This window comes from Ruegeria sp. CF3, assembly GCF_056537365.1.
Window position 1 is genome coordinate 490,332 of the sequence record NZ_JBQFRK010000001.1, and the last position, 15,877, is coordinate 506,208.

At 55.3% G+C, this 15,877-nt stretch carries 17 protein-coding genes; 9 read left to right on the plus strand and 8 right to left on the minus strand.

From position 1 onward, the window contains the following. Positions 1-88: 88 nt before the first annotated feature. The 4 genes from olsB to tsf all read left to right on the plus strand — a co-directional run bounded on the left by olsB (position 89) and on the right by tsf (position 3,606). Entirely contained in the window at positions 89-844 is a 756-nt protein-coding gene (gene olsB, locus ACR0KC_RS02505; protein ID WP_480569703.1) for an L-ornithine N(alpha)-acyltransferase, read from the plus strand. After that, on the plus strand, positions 831-1,685 hold the full coding sequence (gene olsA / locus ACR0KC_RS02510; RefSeq protein ID WP_480705724.1) for a lyso-ornithine lipid O-acyltransferase: 855 nt from the start codon (positions 831-833) through the stop codon (positions 1,683-1,685). The genes olsB and olsA overlap by 14 nt, the downstream gene beginning before the upstream one ends. 168 nt (positions 1,686-1,853) lie before the next feature. Then, positions 1,854-2,654, plus strand: a complete 801-nt coding sequence (gene rpsB / locus ACR0KC_RS02515) for a 30S ribosomal protein S2 (RefSeq protein WP_170393078.1) — start codon at positions 1,854-1,856, stop codon at positions 2,652-2,654. A 76-nt stretch (positions 2,655-2,730) separates the two neighbouring features. Beyond that, positions 2,731-3,606 carry a translation elongation factor Ts gene (tsf, locus tag ACR0KC_RS02520; protein WP_480771441.1) on the plus strand — a complete coding sequence of 292 codons (876 nt, stop codon included), beginning with the start codon at positions 2,731-2,733 and terminating at the stop codon, positions 3,604-3,606. Positions 3,607-3,969: 363 nt separating this feature from the next. Here the strand turns inward: tsf and ACR0KC_RS02525 are convergent, their stop codons facing one another. The 3 genes from ACR0KC_RS02525 to ACR0KC_RS02535 form a co-directional block, all read right to left on the minus strand. Beyond that, positions 3,970-4,722, minus strand: coding sequence for an autoinducer binding domain-containing protein (locus ACR0KC_RS02525; RefSeq protein WP_170393076.1), 753 nt, complete (start codon positions 4,720-4,722; stop codon positions 3,970-3,972). Further along, positions 4,719-5,168 carry a type II 3-dehydroquinate dehydratase gene (gene aroQ, locus ACR0KC_RS02530; protein WP_170562752.1) on the minus strand — a complete coding sequence of 150 codons (450 nt, stop codon included), beginning with the start codon at positions 5,166-5,168 and terminating at the stop codon, positions 4,719-4,721. Before aroQ ends, ACR0KC_RS02525 begins: the two co-directional genes overlap by 4 nt. Positions 5,169-5,297: 129 nt before the next feature. Beyond that, positions 5,298-6,299, minus strand: a complete 1,002-nt coding sequence (locus tag ACR0KC_RS02535; RefSeq protein ID WP_480771442.1) for an NADPH:quinone oxidoreductase family protein — start codon at positions 6,297-6,299, stop codon at positions 5,298-5,300. Between the two features lie 108 nt (positions 6,300-6,407). On the opposite strand from ACR0KC_RS02535, the gene ACR0KC_RS02540 reads away from it, so the two are divergent. The 4 genes from ACR0KC_RS02540 to ACR0KC_RS02555 all read left to right on the plus strand — a co-directional run bounded on the left by ACR0KC_RS02540 (position 6,408) and on the right by ACR0KC_RS02555 (position 10,526). Continuing rightward, complete coding sequence (locus ACR0KC_RS02540; protein WP_480704831.1) at positions 6,408-7,226, plus strand: SDR family NAD(P)-dependent oxidoreductase; 819 nt, start codon at positions 6,408-6,410, stop codon at positions 7,224-7,226. Between the two features lie 27 nt (positions 7,227-7,253). Further along, positions 7,254-8,285: a phosphotransferase family protein gene (locus ACR0KC_RS02545; RefSeq protein WP_480704833.1), complete on the plus strand. Its 1,032-nt coding sequence runs from the start codon at positions 7,254-7,256 to the stop codon at positions 8,283-8,285. Positions 8,286-8,392: 107 nt separating this feature from the next. Further along, the gene (locus ACR0KC_RS02550) at positions 8,393-9,610 is read left to right on the plus strand and encodes a serine hydrolase domain-containing protein (RefSeq protein WP_480704835.1); all 1,218 of its coding nucleotides are present in this window, start codon (positions 8,393-8,395) and stop codon (positions 9,608-9,610) included. Positions 9,611-9,659: 49 nt separating this feature from the next. Beyond that, on the plus strand, positions 9,660-10,526 hold the full coding sequence (locus tag ACR0KC_RS02555) for an acyl-CoA thioesterase (protein WP_480704837.1): 867 nt from the start codon (positions 9,660-9,662) through the stop codon (positions 10,524-10,526). Here the strand turns inward: ACR0KC_RS02555 and ACR0KC_RS02560 are convergent. Both ACR0KC_RS02560 and ACR0KC_RS02565 read right to left on the minus strand, forming a co-directional pair. Next, positions 10,523-11,290 (minus strand): SDR family oxidoreductase, encoded by a 768-nt coding sequence (locus ACR0KC_RS02560; protein ID WP_480771443.1) that lies wholly within the window; start codon positions 11,288-11,290, stop codon positions 10,523-10,525. The two genes, ACR0KC_RS02555 and ACR0KC_RS02560, sit on opposite strands and share 4 nt — an antisense overlap. Positions 11,291-11,423: 133 nt before the next feature. Beyond that, positions 11,424-12,653, minus strand: coding sequence for an acyl-CoA dehydrogenase (locus tag ACR0KC_RS02565; protein ID WP_480791083.1), 1,230 nt, complete (start codon positions 12,651-12,653; stop codon positions 11,424-11,426). A 98-nt stretch (positions 12,654-12,751) separates the two neighbouring features. Here ACR0KC_RS02565 and ACR0KC_RS02570 point away from each other — a divergent pair, with 98 nt between their 5' ends. Next, positions 12,752-13,663, plus strand: coding sequence for a LysR substrate-binding domain-containing protein (locus tag ACR0KC_RS02570; RefSeq protein ID WP_480613540.1), 912 nt, complete (start codon positions 12,752-12,754; stop codon positions 13,661-13,663). Here ACR0KC_RS02570 and phoB read toward each other — a convergent pair. Genes phoB through pstB form a run of 3 tightly spaced genes read right to left on the minus strand, consistent with a single transcriptional unit; the run spans position 13,660 to position 15,877 of the window. Further along, entirely contained in the window at positions 13,660-14,349 is a 690-nt protein-coding gene (phoB, locus tag ACR0KC_RS02575) for a phosphate regulon transcriptional regulator PhoB (RefSeq protein ID WP_170393066.1), read from the minus strand. The genes ACR0KC_RS02570 and phoB overlap by 4 nt on opposite strands. A 12-nt stretch (positions 14,350-14,361) precedes the next feature. Beyond that, complete coding sequence (gene phoU, locus ACR0KC_RS02580; RefSeq protein ID WP_170393065.1) at positions 14,362-15,063, minus strand: phosphate signaling complex protein PhoU; 702 nt, start codon at positions 15,061-15,063, stop codon at positions 14,362-14,364. A 16-nt stretch (positions 15,064-15,079) separates the two neighbouring features. After that, entirely contained in the window at positions 15,080-15,877 is a 798-nt protein-coding gene (gene pstB, locus ACR0KC_RS02585; RefSeq protein ID WP_170393064.1) for a phosphate ABC transporter ATP-binding protein PstB, read from the minus strand.

The following is a 15,877-nucleotide window of genomic DNA, read 5'->3' on the forward strand; positions in this document are numbered from 1 at the left end:
TTAACAACTCGGGCAAAACGCGGGCGAGTTGCCTTTGGCCGAGCAATCGCGTTATCAGCGCGCAACCGCGATCGATGGAATTTTCTTGATGCCAGACGAAGGCCCCTCATTCACTGTCAAATTGGCCAATACCGAGGTTGAACTGCGGGCGGCCCAACGTCTGCGCTATGACGTGTTTGTTCAGGAATTGGGCGGTGGCGGCGAGATGGTGGATCATGAGGCGGGGCTCGAGAAGGATCGGTTCGATCCATACTTCGATCATATGCTCGCCATCGACGATTCATCTGGAGAGGTGATCGGCGTCTATCGACTGCTTCCTGGTGAGCGAGCTGCCGAACTGGGGCAATTCTACTCCGAGGATGAATACGATCTCACCGTTCTGAAACAAAGCGGGCGCAAGCTGTTGGAGCTTGGACGCTCGTGCGTGCATCCGGATTATCGTGGTGGCACGGCGATGTATCATCTGTGGAATGGTCTGGCTGCATACGTCACTGAGCGTGGTATTGAGATCTTGTTCGGGGTCGCGAGTTTCCACGGAACCGACGTGAGCAAATTGGCGCAGCCGCTGTCGATGCTGCATCACAACCATCTTGCCCCGCTGGATTTGCGGGTTCGGGCCCAGCCAGAGGTATTTCAATCAATGGACCTTTTGGCACCCAACGCGCTGGATCGGCGCGCGGCGATGGTTCAAGTGCCGTCTCTCATCAAGGCCTACCTTCGCCTCGGTGGATTCGTGGGCGAGGGGGCATTTATCGATCATGCCTTCAACACAACCGATGTGTGTCTGATCCTTGACACAGCCCGCATGAATGAGCGTCAGCGGCGTATTTATGGTGGAGCATAACCCTGTGAGCGACCCATCGTGGCAGAGTGAAGACGCGCCTGATCCAATTGAGCTTGGTTTCATAGGTTGGGTCCTGGTGATACTTCGCGGTTTGCCGCTGGCCCTTTTGGTTTTTGGGGGGCTGTTCGTCTTATTGGCCATACGTCTCATCGAACGACCGCTTTATGGCGTTCAACGGCCGGTGACACCGTTCATTTCTCAGTTCGTTTGTCGCAATGCATTTCGAATTCTCGGGATCAGATTTCGCACCTCTGGCGCGCTCATGCAGGAACGCGGCGCTGTGGTTGCAAACCATACGTCGTGGCTGGATATCTTTGCGCTGAATGCCCGTAAGCGCGTGTATTTCGTATCGAAAGCCGAAGTTGCAAAATGGCCCGGCATCGGCTGGCTGGCACGCGCGACGGGTACGGTCTTTATCGAACGTGATCGCAAGAAAGCCCGCGAGCAGACCCGGATTTTCGAGGAACGTCTGAAAGCCGGGCACAAGCTGTTGTTCTTTCCAGAAGGCACTTCGACCGACGGACAGCGAATTTTACCCTTTAAAACAACACTCTTTGCCGCGTTCTTCACTGAAGAGCTGCGGGAATTCATGTATGTTCAACCGGTTTCGGTCATCTTTCACGCTCCCCAAGGTCAGCCCGATAGGTTTTATGGCTGGTGGGGCGACATGGATTTCGGTCCGCATTTGCTTAAGACTTTGGGGGCACGTCGACAAGGCACCGTGGAATTGATCTACCACGCGCCAGCTAAGGTTAGCGACTTTGAAAACCGCAAAGCTCTGGCAGCCCATTGCGAAGACGCGGTACGTGATGCGCATTCACTGGCGCGGCTTGAAAAATAGGGGCATTTGGCCCTTGCACTGATGCTAAACCTGCCGTATACGCGCGCCATTCAAACCCGCAGGCGGGGTTTGGGCTTTTTGAGGGAGACATCCTCATCTGGCCCGCCGGTTGGAGCATCCGCTTCTTTCACCCCCGCCGAGGCGTAAACCGGAAAAGGAAAGTAAAGCATGGCTCTTCCCGAGTTCACCATGCGTCAGCTGCTGGAAGCTGGCGTTCACTTTGGTCACCAGACACAGCGTTGGAATCCCCGCATGGGCCCGTTCATCTACGGCTCGCGCAATGGCATCCACATCATGGACCTGACTCAGACCGTTCCGATGCTGGATCAGGCTCTGCAGGCTGTCCGTGACACCGTCGCAAAAGGTGGCCGCGTTCTGTTCGTAGGCACCAAGCGTCAGGCAGCTCAGCCGATCGCAGATGCCGCTGAAAAATCGGCTCAGTACTACATGAACCACCGCTGGCTGGGCGGCACGCTGACCAACTGGAAAACCGTTTCCCAGTCGATCAACCGTCTGAACCAGATCGACGAAGCCATGGAGTCGGGTGCCGAAGGCCTGACCAAGAAAGAGCGTCTGGGCATGGAACGTGACCAGGCCAAGCTGCAGGCTTCACTGGGCGGTATCCGCGAGATGGGTGGCGTTCCGGATCTACTGTTCGTCATCGACGTCAAGAAAGAAGCACTGGCTATCGCCGAAGCCAACAAGCTGGGTATCCCGGTTGTGGCTGTTGTCGACACCAACTGCTCGCCCGATGGCGTTGACTACATCATCCCCGGCAACGACGACGCAGCGCGCGCAATCGCTCTGTATTGCGATCTGGCCGCACGTGCCGCTCTGGACGGCATGACCGCTCAGATGGGTGCTGCTGGCGTTGACCTGGGTGCGTTCGAAGAGGCGCCGGTTGAAGAAGTGGTTGCCGAAGAAGCACCCGCTGAAGAAGCCGCACCGGAAGCCAAAGCCGAAGCGTAAGCTGCCCGTCACGTAAATGACATATGGGGCAGGGTAGACCTGCCCCAATTCCGTTTGAATTGAGGAGAGCCAAAAGATGGCAATCACAGCAGCAATGGTAAAAGAACTGCGCGACTCGACCGGCGCAGGCATGATGGACGCAAAAAAAGCGCTGACCGAAACCGACGGCAACATGGACGAAGCCGTTGACTGGCTGCGCACCAAAGGCCTGGCCAAGGCGGCCAAGAAATCGGGCCGTACTGCAGCTGAAGGTCTGGTTGCTGTTCACGTCAACGGCGGCAACGGTGTTGCAGTCGAAGTGAACTCGGAAACCGACTTCGTTGCGAAAAACAGCGAATTCCAAGAGATGGTCGGCAAGATCACCTACGCAGCCGAAGGTGTTGATGACGTCGACGCGCTGCTGGCTGCCGATCTGGGCGGCAAGTCTGTTGCAGATACTCTGACCGACAAGATCGCCACCATTGGTGAAAACATGTCGGTCCGCCGCATGTCGAAACTGTCGGGCGATACTGTCGTTTCCTACGTTCACAACGCGGCGACAACCGGCATGGGCAAAATCGGCGTTCTGGTCGCTCTGTCCGGCGGTGATGAAGGCTTCGGCAAGCAGGTTGCAATGCACATTGCAGCTGTGAACCCAGCGGCCCTGTCCGAGGCGGACATGGACCCGGAAGTTGTCGAGAAAGAGAAGCAGGTCCAGATGGACATCGCCCGCGAATCCGGCAAGCCCGAGCAGGTGATCGAAAAGATGATCGTCGGTCGCATGAAGAAATTCGTCGCCGAAGCGACCCTGCTGAACCAGGACTTCGTTGTGAATCCTGATCTGACCGTCGAAGCGGCTGCCAAAGAAGCAGGTGCTACCATCACCGGTTTTGTCCGCATGGAAGTAGGCGAGGGCATCGTGGTCGAAAAAGAAGACTTCGCTGCCGAAGTTGCAAAGGCAGCCCAAGGCTAAAATCTTTTGCAGCTTCGGTTAGAGGCTGCAACAAATACCGAGCCCGGTTGCATAGCGCAGCCGGGTTCTTTTCATGTCAAAAGCCTGTGAACCGATGCTTGCGAAGATTGGTGAATTGAGGGGCCCTGCATGATGGGGATGGAAGGGCCCCTCAATAATCCCGACAAAGAGACGTGGACGAATAGACGCCTCGGTGTCAGAGCGATCAGAGAGCTTTGGTATTACAAAGATCCGATCAAAACGTTCCCTGGCTAAAGCCACCACTCACGGAACAATATCAATTTGCAATTTTATCGGGAGATTCGGAAAGTCATGTATTCCTTACCCTAGGTCAATTTGATGCTAATTAGCATCAAAATAGGGTCATGCTTCCATCACAAACATCTGATTCTGCAACGCGGCCTTCAATACGGCCTGAGCAGTTGTTTCAACCGAAAGCGCCTCACGCGCGAGTCTCAGGTGTTTTTCCACCGTTGCCGAAGTCAAACCCATCAATAGCGCGATGTCCTGCGTGGTCTTTCCGTCGCCGACCCATTGCAAAGCTTCGCGCTGGCGTTTGGTCAGCGCGCGGTTCGGGGCATGATATGGCAAGGTCAGGATTTTGAGATGGGCAACATTATTCATCAGAAGGATGTCGTCGCCGTGCTCGTTCCAAACCTCGTCCATCTCCTCCTGGCTGTGATTACGTGCCGCAAGCGAAATCGCCCCTTTGGAACGCATCGATACCGAGTTGAAGCTGACCGTATAACCTACTGTAATATCACGCGACTTATTGAACTCAAAAACCCGAAGCTCTTCGTTCGACATGACCCCGCTGGACATCATGTCCTGTATCATGCTCCAACTTGCAGCGCCTTCGTTGTTCAGGGCCCATTTCAGCATCGGGGCATGAAAATACAGACCGGATTGAAGGAACCCTTCCAAGTAATCCGAGCAGTGATTGGTCAGGATTACAAAATCTTCTGGATCGCCGAGCGAAGTCGCCGTTCGGTATTGCGTATACCCATACAACAACCGGTCGAAGCCATACTTTTCCATCTGGCGGCAATGTGCATCCCAAAGCTCTTCCAGAGTTTTCGTGTAGCTCAGAAAATTCAGATACTCTTTGAGGGTCATCCTGTGTCCCTCTCAGCCAGATGCGCGGCAATCGCGTTCAGTGCAAGAACATAGCTTTGCGCGCCAAAACCACAGATCTGTCCAATCGCGACTGGTGCGATATGCGATTTGTGACGAAACGCCTCGCGCGCGTGGATGTTAGATAAATGAACTTCAACCACGGGTACTTCGGCCGAAGATATCGCATCCATCAGCGCAATCGATGTATGCGTGAATGCGCCTGCATTCAGTACTATGCCATCCTGAACGCCGCGTGCCGCGTGGATCGCATCAATCAGCGCGCCTTCGTGATTGGATTGGAGATGGGTTATGTTTTGACCCAGCGTTTTACCATGCGCAACGCACAGGTCCTCGATCATCTGCAACGTCGTTGCGCCGTAGACCTCGGGTTGCCGTGTACCAAGCAAATTCAGGTTCGGACCATTCAGAACCAGGATATTGTGCATATTCAAACTGTCCCCATCTTCCTTTTTTCATAAACATGAATTTAAAGGTCGTCCAGCGACCTTCGCTCTTATGGGTAGAGCTTCATTGACGCATGCAGGTTGCTGGATCGGCTCAATCCAATCCTCTATTCAATTATCTTCCATCGTGACCACAACTTTACCGAGAGCCTCGCGCCTTTCGAGCATGCCAATTGCCTCTGCCACCTGGGTTAGCGGAAATCGTGCACTGATACGGGGTGAAATCTTTCCCGAACCATATAGGCGGAACAACTCGGCCAGGTTTTGTGCATGCCCCTTCGGGTCGCGAAATACGGACGCGCCCCAGAACACCCCGACGATCTGACAGCCCTTGAGCAAAGTCAGGTTCAGCGGAATGCTGGGGATGCCGGCAGGAAAGCCAACAACCAGATAACGCCCACCCCATGCCATACTTCGCAAGGCGGGCTCAGCGTAGTCTCCGCCGACCGCGTCGTAGACCACATCCACACCTTCGCCCCGGGCCAGTGCCTTTATCTCGGCGGACAGGGCCTTTTGCGCTTCGCGGTCCAAATCGCGAGGATAGATCAGCGTCTGGTCTGCGCCAACATCTCTGCAAAACAATGCTTTGTCTTCAGACGAGACCGCCGCGATCACATGTGCCCCCATCGCTTTGGCTAGCTCGATCGCCGCAGACCCAACGCCACCGGCGGCCCCCAGAACAAGTACTTTTTCGCCGGGCTTAAGTAGCGCACGGTCCTTGAGGGCGTGGTATGAAGTGCCGTAGGTGAAGACAAAGCTAGCCGCATCTTCAAACGGCATCACGTCGGGTATCTTGACGGCAGTCGCTGGTTTAAGCTTCAGATGCGTGGCGAACCCTCCGTGCCCTGTCAGCGCCAGAACCCGATCACCAGGCGCGAAGTCTGTGACGCCTTCTCCAACCGAGACAACTTCTCCGGCGATTTCACCACCTGGCGCAAAGGGGCGGGGTGGTTTTATCTGATAGAGGTCCCGGATCATCAGCGTATCAGGGAAGTTCACCCCGGCGGCGCGGATACGCAATACAATTTCATCTGACTCAGGGGTTGGATCGGGCAGGGTGGTCAGTTCCAAACTCTCGGGGCCGCCTGGTGTGACGCTGAGTAATGCCTGCATGTTTTTCAATTGCCTCTTGCTTCACCTGTTTTGAAATCGTTGGATTGTCAGGACGTATTGTCAAGAAGACCTCACGACAGAATCCCAGATCGCCTGAATGGAGTACACATGACGCCCGAGACTTTGTTTTCGCTCAGTGGAAAGACGGCACTGGTAACGGGGGGTGCCACCGGTATCGGTCGAATGGCGGCCGAGGCGTTGGTACGTGCCGGGGCGCATGTGCTGATCGCTTCTCGCAAAGGCGAGGCATGCGAGGAGGTTGCAACAGAGTTGAACGCTCTGGACGCGCCAGGTTCGGCAGAAGGGTTTGCTGGCGACATCAGCAGTGAGGCGGGTGTAGATGCGTTGGTGGATGAAATCAAAAATCGCACTCAAGCGATTGATATATTAATGAATAATGCAGGTGTGTCTTGGGGCGCGCCGATGGGGCAGTTCCCTCATTTCGCTTGGGACAAAGTCATGTCGGTTAATGTCGCAGGCGTATTTGATCTGACCCAAAAATTGCTGCCACTTCTGATGAAATCCGCAACCGACGAGGATCCTGCGCGGGTCGTCAATGTAGGTTCGGTTATGGGTGAGGTCCCGATGGGTGACGGGGCCTACAGCTATTCCGCGTCCAAAGCGGCGGTTATTCACCTGTCCAAAATCATGGCTAAAGAATTGGCACCCTACAGAGTAACGGTGAATGCGCTGGCCCCGGGACCATTCGTATCGCGCATGACGGCCTTTGCCACCGAAGACGAAACCAAGCGCGCGCGCGTCGGCAAAGGTGTTCCACTGGGCCGGGTTGGCCAGGCCGAGGATATCGCTGGTTGCATGTTGTTTCTATGCGGTCGCGGAGGCAGCTATGTCACTGGCGCGGTCATCCCTGTCTCCGGCGGGATAAATGTGCAGACCGGTGGCAATATCTTTGCCGATGCCCTTTAGCCGTGGGTTCATACGCAGGCTGAATATATGACACACACTGAAAACACTTTGGATATCAAGTCCGTCGACGCTTATCTAAATACGCATCTTGTTGGGTATCATGGCCCTCTTGAGGCTACAAAATTCACCGTGGGTCAATCGAACCCAACCTATCTGCTGCGTACGCCGGCCAAATCCTATGTTCTGAGACGCAAGCCGCCGGGCATATTGCTGAAATCCGCACATGCAGTGGATCGGGAATTTCGCGTACAAGCGGCGCTGGCTGGAAGCAAAGTGCCCGTCCCGCAAGTACATCTGCTTTGTGAAGATGACAGCGTCATAGGCTCGGCCTTTTACGTGATGGGGCATCTGAAAGGACGCACATTTGTCGACCCTGTCATGAAAGGCGAAAACAATGCGACGCGCACGGGTGTGCTGAAAGAGATTAACCGCGTACTGGCCGAACTGCACATGGTCGATATCGATGCGGTGGGTCTTTCGGATTTCGGACCTCCAGGCAACTATTTCGAGCGGCAAATTGCTCGCTGGACCAAACAATATCGCGCCTCTGAGACCGAAAAAATCGCAGAGATGGATCAGCTGATCGCCGATCTTGAGCGCCAGATCCCCGAGGATGACAATCAAAGAACACTGGTTCATGGGGACTACCGAATCGACAATCTGATGTTCGAGGCGCATGGCACCGCCTGCATCGGAGTGCTGGATTGGGAGCTATCGACCATCGGTCACCCATATGCGGACCTGGCAGCCGTCATCATGCAATGGCAGCTGCCCCCGGGCAAGGAGGGTCGGGGGTTGGCTGGCGTAGATCGGTTAAGCCTTGGGCTACCGTCAGATCAGGACTTCATCGCCGAGTATTGCGCGCGCCGCGGCCTAACGGGGATTGAGAATTTTGGCTTCTACCTTGCTTTCAACTTCTTTCGGATGGCCGGCATTCTGCAAGGTGTCTACAAGCGGGCCTTGGATGGAAACGCGTCAGACCCGGCACGCGCTAAGGCTTTCGGTGCCTATGTGCCGGTCTTCGCCCAACACGGATTATCTGCGCTGCAAAAAACGTAGGCAGTATTCTCGGCGCCCTTCAACAAATCCAGCAAAAATCAGCAGAATTCGCTGTTGCCTCGGATCTCACGAAGGCAAGATCGGCCTGATTAAGATGGAGTTGCCTCATGGGATTTGATCCGACCGCGCAGACCGACATCCACAATTGGATGCACCGATATGTGGAGCAGAGGAAATACGCAGGCAGCGCCCTTCTGATCCACCAGAACGGGCAAGAGGCATTCTTTCACGCATGTGGCCGCCGCTGCATTGAAACCGACCTCGCGTTCCAGCGCGACAGCCTGGTTCGGATCTATTCGATGACTAAGCCTGTGACGTCCGTTGCTTTGATGATGTTGGTGGAACAAGGGTTGTTTCATCTAGATGCCCCAGTTTCCGATTTCCTGCCAGAGTTTGCAACGATGCAAGCTTTGGTCCCGGGTGCAACGCAGTTGAACCAGACCGAGGACGCGCCGACGCCCAGCTTGCATCAATTGCTGACGCACACCAGCGGGCTGAGCTACCCGTTCAATCCCGGCCTTTTGCCAATGGCCATGGATGAGCTCGATCTGATCTTTTCCCCGAAACAAGGCCCGCTGGCGGATCGGGTTAAAGTGCTGGCAGGGTTGCCGCTGGCTTTTCAGCCAGGCAGTCGCTGGGAGTACTCGGTCGGTATCGACGTGATTGGCCGCGTGATAGAAGTTGTATCAGGCAAACCGCTGGACGTGTTTCTGACAGAACACATCTTTCGACCACTTGGGATGAGTGAAACCGCGTTTTCAGTGCCTGAAGGGGCAGGGGACCGATTTGCCTCGCTCTACACCCCGCTCGAAGGCGATGCCATGGCGCTGAATGCCGCAAAATCGGGTGGCGAAACATTGCGGTTGGTGGATCGGGCCGGAGAGTCCCCGTTTGAGGCGGCAACGACCTTTTCTGGCGGTGGCGGATTGATCAGTACCATCGACGATTACAGCAAGTTCGCCGAGATGTTGCGAAACAAAGGAACCGCAAATGGCGCGCGATTGCTCGGGCCGAAGACTGTAGAATTCATGTTTCGCAACCATTTACCGGACGATATTGCATCCATGGGTCCACAAAGCTTTGCAGAGCAACCCATGGAAGGCACAGGCTTTGGCATCGGAGGCGCGGTGGTACTGAACCCGGCGAGCACCCGAGCCCCAAGCTCGGTTGGCGACTATGGCTGGGGCGGGATGGCCTCCACCTATTTCTGGATCGATCCGGTCAACGCGCTTTCAACAGTGTTTTTTACACAGCTCTCGCCATCCAGCTCTTATCCATCCCGAGCGGAACTGAAGGCGCTTGTTCACGCGGCGCTCGTTGAATGATCGGTGTTTGAGTGATACCGGAAAAGGCCAAGACGCCGGAGAGCCCTGAATGACCGAAGCCGAACGCATATTGCTTGATCTGCTGAATATCGAACCGCTTGAGGTCGATTTGTTTCGCGGGACCGGTTCTGGTGGCGAGACACCAACGCGTATCTTTGGCGGGCAGGTGATCGCGCAAGCGCTTGCGGCAGCGTACAGGACGGTCGAGGATCGTTTATGCCATTCCTTGCACGCCTATTTCATAAGGCCCGGAGATCCGTCAATTCCGGTTATATATCAAGTGGATCGCGCGCGCGATGGAGGTTCTTTTACAACCCGCCGCGTGGTTGCGATCCAGCATGGCAAGCAAATTTTGAACATGTCAGCTTCGTTCCACAAGCAGGATGACGGATGGGAACATCAGCATCCGATTCCGGACGTTCAAGCGCCCGAGCACCATCCATCGCGTGACGAATTGCGCGAAAAATACCTGGATCGTGTTCCCGAAAAGCTGAAAGCTGAATTGCTGCGCGAGCGCCCGATCGAAGTGCGCGAAATTGATCCGCTGGACCTGTTTGCACCCGCCAAGGCAGATGACAAGAACCACGTCTGGTTTCGCATGGGCGCAGCGAACCACGCGGACACCGTCACACAACATCTTCTATTGGCCTATGCCTCGGATATGAGCTTGCTCAGTTCCGGAATGCGGCCCCATGGGCTGAGCTGGTTCACTGGTGAAATTGATGGGGCCAGTCTGGACCATGCCATCTGGTTTCATGCACCCGTGCAGTTTCAAAACTGGCATCTGTATTCGATGGAATCGCCGTGGACAGGGCAGGGGCGCAGCTTCAATCGGGGTTCGATCTTTTCGCAGAATGGCGAATTAGTTGCATCCGTCGCGCAAGAAGGCCTGCTCAGAAGACGGAAACTGCGCTAAGAACTGCCAGCAAACCTTTGATTAAGCTTCATCATTCCACCTAACCATCGGTCGTAGTCTTCTGTTTTTAAACGCATATAGTCAAGCACTTGTGGATGCGGAAGAATCAAGAAACGTTCATCCGCCAGCGCCTCGACACAGGCTTGGGCGACCTCATCAGGTTCAATTATTCCGTCAATCGCGGCGACCGAATCCTCATGTCCACGTATCATCTCGGACCGAACGGCCTGTGGACACAGAACCGAAACCCTGAGACTTTTATCGCCATAGGTCATCGCGATCCATTCAGCAAAACCCACAGCCGCATGTTTGGTTACGCCATAAGGGGCTGCGCCGGGTTGATTGAGCAATCCAGCCGCTGAAGCTGTGATCATCAAATAACCACCACCACGCGCAACCATCCTTGGGATCAGGTGCCGCGCGGTCCAGACATGGGACATAACGTTGATCTGCCAGATGCGGTCCCATTCAGCATCCGGCACTTCAAATCCACCTAGGGTGAGTATTCCCGCATTGGCACAGAATAAATCAATCGGAGCGATCGTATCCTCGACAGTCTCAATCAGATTTCGAATATCACTTTCCTTGGACACATCACAGCTGAGTGCATCACCGCCAATTTGCGCCGCCACGGCCTGCGCGCCGGCAAGGTCGATATCGGCGCAGACTACATGCGCACCTTCTTCTGAGAACCGCTTGGCAAGACCTTTACCTATGCCATTTGCAGCGCCAGTGATGACGACGGTCTTCCCAATCAGAACCATTGCATAGCTCGTGTCTTACATCTCAAACACAGCGTAACATATTGGCAAGCCACGACCAATGTGTGTTCTATAGTCGTGGCTCGCTTGCTACTTATTTTACATAATACCGATTATGCGAGTAACGGGTACAGCCTCAGTAAAATGCCTGTAGTCCGGTTTGCGCCCGCCCCAGGATCAATGCATGAACGTCGTGCGTGCCCTCATAGGTGTTGACTGTCTCAAGATTGATCATGTGACGCACCACCTGGAACTCAAGTGAGATACCGTTGCCGCCGTGCATGTCACGCGACATCCGCGCAATATCCAATGCCTTGCCGCAATTGTTACGTTTGATGATCGAGATCATCTCGGGCGCAGCTTCAGCCTGATCCATCAGACGGCCGACGCGCAAGCTTGCTTGCAGTCCCAAAGAGATTTCGGTCTGCATCTCTGCCAGTTTGCGTTGAAACAACTGGGTCTGCGCAAGTGGTCGATTGAACTGTTTACGATCCAAGCCGTATTGACGCGCTGCGTGCCAGCAGCATTCCGCGGCCCCCATCGCACCCCAGCTGATACCATAGCGTGCGCGGTTCAGGCAGCCGAACGGTCCCTTGAGACCCTGAACATGTGGAAGCAAAGCGCCCTCGTCCACCTCAACGCCATCCATGACAATTTCACCTGTGATCGAAGTACGCAGGCTCAGCTTGTTCTCGATCTTCGGTGCGCTCAGGCCCTTGGTGCCTTTATCCAGCACGAACCCACGAATCTTGCCGTCATGCGCGTCTGACTTGGCCCAGACCACATAGACATCTGCGATCGGTGCGTTTGAAATCCACATCTTGCTGCCGGTCAGACGATACCCGCCATCAATCTTCTCGGCGCGGGTCTTCATCGCCGCCGGGTCCGAACCCGCATCCGGCTCTGTCAGGCCAAAACACCCAATCCATTCGCCACTTGCCAGTTTCGGCAGAAATTTGCGACGCTGTTCTTCGCTGCCATAGGCGAAAATCGGGTACATCACCAACGAGCTTTGCACCGACATCATCGAGCGATAGCCGGAATCCACCCGTTCAACTTCCCGCGCCACCAGTCCATAAGATACGTAGCTCGCACCGATCCCACCATATTCTTCGGGGATTGTCGTGCCCAACAGCCCCATTTCACCCATTTCACGAAAGATCTCGGGATCGGTTTCTTCGTTTGCAAAAGCCTTGGTGACACGCGGCTGCAATTTCTCCTGGGCGTAAGCGCGCGCGCTGTCGGCAATCAGGCGTTCATCCTCTTCCAACTGGTCCGACAAGCGAAACGGGTCGTCCCAGTTGAAACGTCCAAGGTCAGGCGCATCTTTTGCGCGCAGGACGGGCTTTGTATCTGGAGCGTTCATTTTGCTTCTCCGACTTGAATAGGTTTGCGCAACTATAATCTGAGTAATATTCAAAAAACAGCGAGACATTTGCATTGTTTCATGATCAAAACGCATAGATGGACACCAAGCGCCCTATCCTGCCGCCTATATCCGCGCTGCGCGCGCTTGAAGCTTTGGATCGCCTTGGATCAGCCTCGGCAGTCGCGGATGAAATGGCACTGACGCAGAGCGCGGTCAGTCGGCAACTGCAGACGCTTGAAGCGCATTTGGACGCAGAATTGGTCAGCCGTGATCGCAAGCGATTGTCACTGACAAAGGCTGGACAAGACTATGTACAAGAAATTCGGCCAGCCTTGTCTCAGATCGCGCAGGCGGCGCTGAAACTGCACATTTCCCCTGTCGGTGGGACATTGAATCTGGCGATTCTGCCGACATTTGGAATGCGCTGGCTGGTACCGCGTCTGCCAGATTTCGCCCGCCGCCATCCGGATATCACAATCAACATGACCACGCGGTTGCGACCGTTTAGTTTTGCTTCGGAACCCTTTGATGCGGCTTTACATTTTGGGGAACCTGATTGGCCCGGAACTGATCGCTTGCTATTAAGTGTCGAGCGGGTTTTGCCCGTCTGCGCGCCCGAGCTTTTACCCAAAGGCACTCCGACCTCACCCCGCGATCTGCTAAAACTGCCGCTGCTGCATATCCAGACACGACCGCGCGCCTGGCAGGACTGGTTTCAACAGATGGGTGTCACGCACCCGCATCCCCTGCCCGGCACCGTCCACGACCAGTTCAACACCATCAACCAAGCCGCGCTGCACGGCCTGGGTGTTGCCCTGTTGCCAAACTATCTGGTGGAACAAGACCTTGCGACAGGTAGGCTGGTTGCAGCCTTCCCTGACGCGATAGAGACGATGGGGGCATATTATCTGGTTTGGCCGCGCGAAAAATCGGATGACGGATCATTGCGAGAGTTTCGACACTGGCTTGCTTCTCAGGCCCAGACCGAAGAAGCACTGCCACGTTAGCCGAGCGCGTACCCTGCCCCGCGCACCGTTCGCACCGGATCTTCGCCGCCATGTTGAGTCAACGCTTTGCGCAGACGACCTATATGAACATCAACAGTACGCGTGTCGACGTAGATATCGCGGCCCCATACGCGGTCAAGCAACTGCTCTCGGCTCCAGACCCGGCCGGGCTTTTCCATGAATGTGCTCAGCAACCGGAACTCGGTCGGGCCCAGTTTTAACAGCTTGTTGTCGCGGCTTACCTTGTGGGTCTCAGAGTCCAATATGATATCGTCAAACTCCAACCGGATGCCCACGGTCGCTGGACGCACTCTGCGCAATTGTGTCCGTACACGCGCCATCAATTCGACAACCGAGTAAGGCTTAACCACATAATCATCGGCACCGGTTTCAAGGCCGCGCACTTTATCAACCTCTTCCGAGCGCGCCGACAGCATGATGATCGGAATTGATCGGGTGTCGGGCCGCGTTTTCAGGCGGCGGCAAACCTCGATACCGCTCAGATTGGGCATCATCCAATCCAAAACGATGATATCCGGGCGGTCTTCTTCGACCAGCAACAAAGCTTCGTCGCCATTAGCGGCACGGATTACCCGGAACCCTTCGGCGTCCAGATTATAGGCCAGTACCTCTCTTTGGGCCAACTCATCCTCAACAACCAGTACCGTCGGTTGATCAGCGGACATGACTGAGATCTCCTAGATCGTTTGCGACGTGTTGTCGGCTTTGGGGCGCGCTTCGCTGGGTCTCTCGCCGGTGACGAGATAGACGACCTGCTCGGCAATGGCGGTGACGTGATCGCCCATGCGTTCGATATTTTTTGCGATGAAATGCAGGTGCATGCACGATGAGATATTGCGCGGATCCTCCGCCATGAAGGTCAGGAACTCGCGAAACAGGCCGTTATACATCTGGTCCACTTCCAGATCCCGTTCGATCACGTCCTGCGCCAGCTCAGCATCACGCTGGATATAGGCATCTAGCGCGTCGCGCAGCATCCGCTCGACCTCGCGCGCCATTCGGCGCAGAGCGGCGGCACTGCCGTTGATTTCGCCGGCATTCACCAGAACGGTCGTTCGCTTGGCGATGTTCTTGGAGTAATCTCCAATCCGTTCAAGGTTGGTCGCAACCTTCAGAACGGACAGAACCAGCCGCAAATCGCTGGCCGTCGGTGCACGCAAGGCAATCAGGCGCGCGGTCTCTTCGTCAATCAGTTCTTCCAGTGCGTCGATGGCCTTGTCGCCTTGACGCACTTCATTTGCCAGTTCTTCGTCGCGGGTCTCCAGCGACCGGGCCGCGCCCATAATGGCGGCTTCGACCAGTCCACCCATCTTCATGATGTGTGCTTGGATGGCCTCAAGGTCGCGGTCGAACGCGGATGCAATATGTTGTTCGCTCATTGCAGTTATCCTGTGCTCAGCCAATCCGGCCGGTGATGTAACTTTCGGTTCGGGGATCTTCGGGGTTGGTGAAGATCTGCCCGGTTTCGCCGAACTCAACCAAGTTCCCCAGATGGAAAAACGCTGTCTTCTGACTGACCCGCGCGGCCTGTTGCATCGAATGGGTTACGATCACCACTGAATAGCGTGAACGCAGTTCGTCAATCAGTTCCTCGACCTGCGCGGTTGCGATTGGGTCGAGCGCCGAACAGGGTTCGTCCATCAATAGCACCTCAGGCTCGGTGGCTACGGCGCGCGCGATGCAAAGACGCTGTTGCTGACCACCAGAAAGGCCGGTACCGGGGGCATCCAGACGGTCCTTGACCTCATCCCAGATCGCACCACGACGCAGAGATTTCTCTACGATTTCATCCAGTTCTGCCTTATTCTTGGCAAGGCCGTGGATACGCGGACCGTAAGCCACGTTGTCATAGATCGATTTGGGGAACGGGTTCGGTTTTTGAAAAACCATGCCGACCTTGGCACGCAACTGTACCGGATCGACGCGCTTGTCGTAAATGTCTTCACCGTCCAGCAGGATATCACCCTGCACCCGGCAAATGTCGATTGTGTCGTTCATCCGGTTCAGACAGCGTAGGAAGGTGGATTTACCGCAGCCAGAGGGACCGATGAAAGCCGTCACAGTCTTGTCTTCGATATCGACGCTCACGTCCTTAATGGCGTGGGTCTCACCGTAGTAGACCTGAACCTGCTTGGCGTTGATCTTGATGTCTTTGGAGTCCACGGTTCTCTCCACTCGTGTCATATCGTTCAT

Bases quoted from the DNA above. Each gene is read 5' to 3' on its own strand.
- ACR0KC_RS02535 (WP_480771442.1), bottom strand. From the start codon at position 6,299: ATGCAGGCATTACTCAGCGTCACACCAGGCGGCCCCGAGAGTTTGGAA.
- tsf (WP_480771441.1), top strand. From the start codon at position 2,731: ATGGCAATCACAGCAGCAATGGTAAAAGAACTGCGCGACTCGACCGGC.
- phoB (WP_170393066.1), bottom strand. From the start codon at position 14,349: ATGTCCGCTGATCAACCGACGGTACTGGTTGTTGAGGATGAGTTGGCC.
- ACR0KC_RS02550 (WP_480704835.1), top strand. From the start codon at position 8,393: ATGGGATTTGATCCGACCGCGCAGACCGACATCCACAATTGGATGCAC.
- ACR0KC_RS02525 (WP_170393076.1), bottom strand. From the start codon at position 4,722: ATGACCCTCAAAGAGTATCTGAATTTTCTGAGCTACACGAAAACTCTG.
- aroQ (WP_170562752.1), bottom strand. From the start codon at position 5,168: ATGCACAATATCCTGGTTCTGAATGGTCCGAACCTGAATTTGCTTGGT.
- ACR0KC_RS02570 (WP_480613540.1), top strand. From the start codon at position 12,752: ATGGACACCAAGCGCCCTATCCTGCCGCCTATATCCGCGCTGCGCGCG.
- olsA (WP_480705724.1), top strand. From the start codon at position 831: ATGGTGGAGCATAACCCTGTGAGCGACCCATCGTGGCAGAGTGAAGAC.
- pstB (WP_170393064.1), bottom strand. From the start codon at position 15,877: ATGAACGATATGACACGAGTGGAGAGAACCGTGGACTCCAAAGACATC.
- ACR0KC_RS02540 (WP_480704831.1), top strand. From the start codon at position 6,408: ATGACGCCCGAGACTTTGTTTTCGCTCAGTGGAAAGACGGCACTGGTA.
- ACR0KC_RS02560 (WP_480771443.1), bottom strand. From the start codon at position 11,290: ATGGTTCTGATTGGGAAGACCGTCGTCATCACTGGCGCTGCAAATGGC.
- rpsB (WP_170393078.1), top strand. From the start codon at position 1,854: ATGGCTCTTCCCGAGTTCACCATGCGTCAGCTGCTGGAAGCTGGCGTT.
- ACR0KC_RS02545 (WP_480704833.1), top strand. From the start codon at position 7,254: ATGACACACACTGAAAACACTTTGGATATCAAGTCCGTCGACGCTTAT.
- phoU (WP_170393065.1), bottom strand. From the start codon at position 15,063: ATGAGCGAACAACATATTGCATCCGCGTTCGACCGCGACCTTGAGGCC.
- ACR0KC_RS02565 (WP_480791083.1), bottom strand. From the start codon at position 12,653: ATGAACGCTCCAGATACAAAGCCCGTCCTGCGCGCAAAAGATGCGCCT.
- olsB (WP_480569703.1), top strand. From the start codon at position 89: ATGCCAGACGAAGGCCCCTCATTCACTGTCAAATTGGCCAATACCGAG.
- ACR0KC_RS02555 (WP_480704837.1), top strand. From the start codon at position 9,660: ATGACCGAAGCCGAACGCATATTGCTTGATCTGCTGAATATCGAACCG.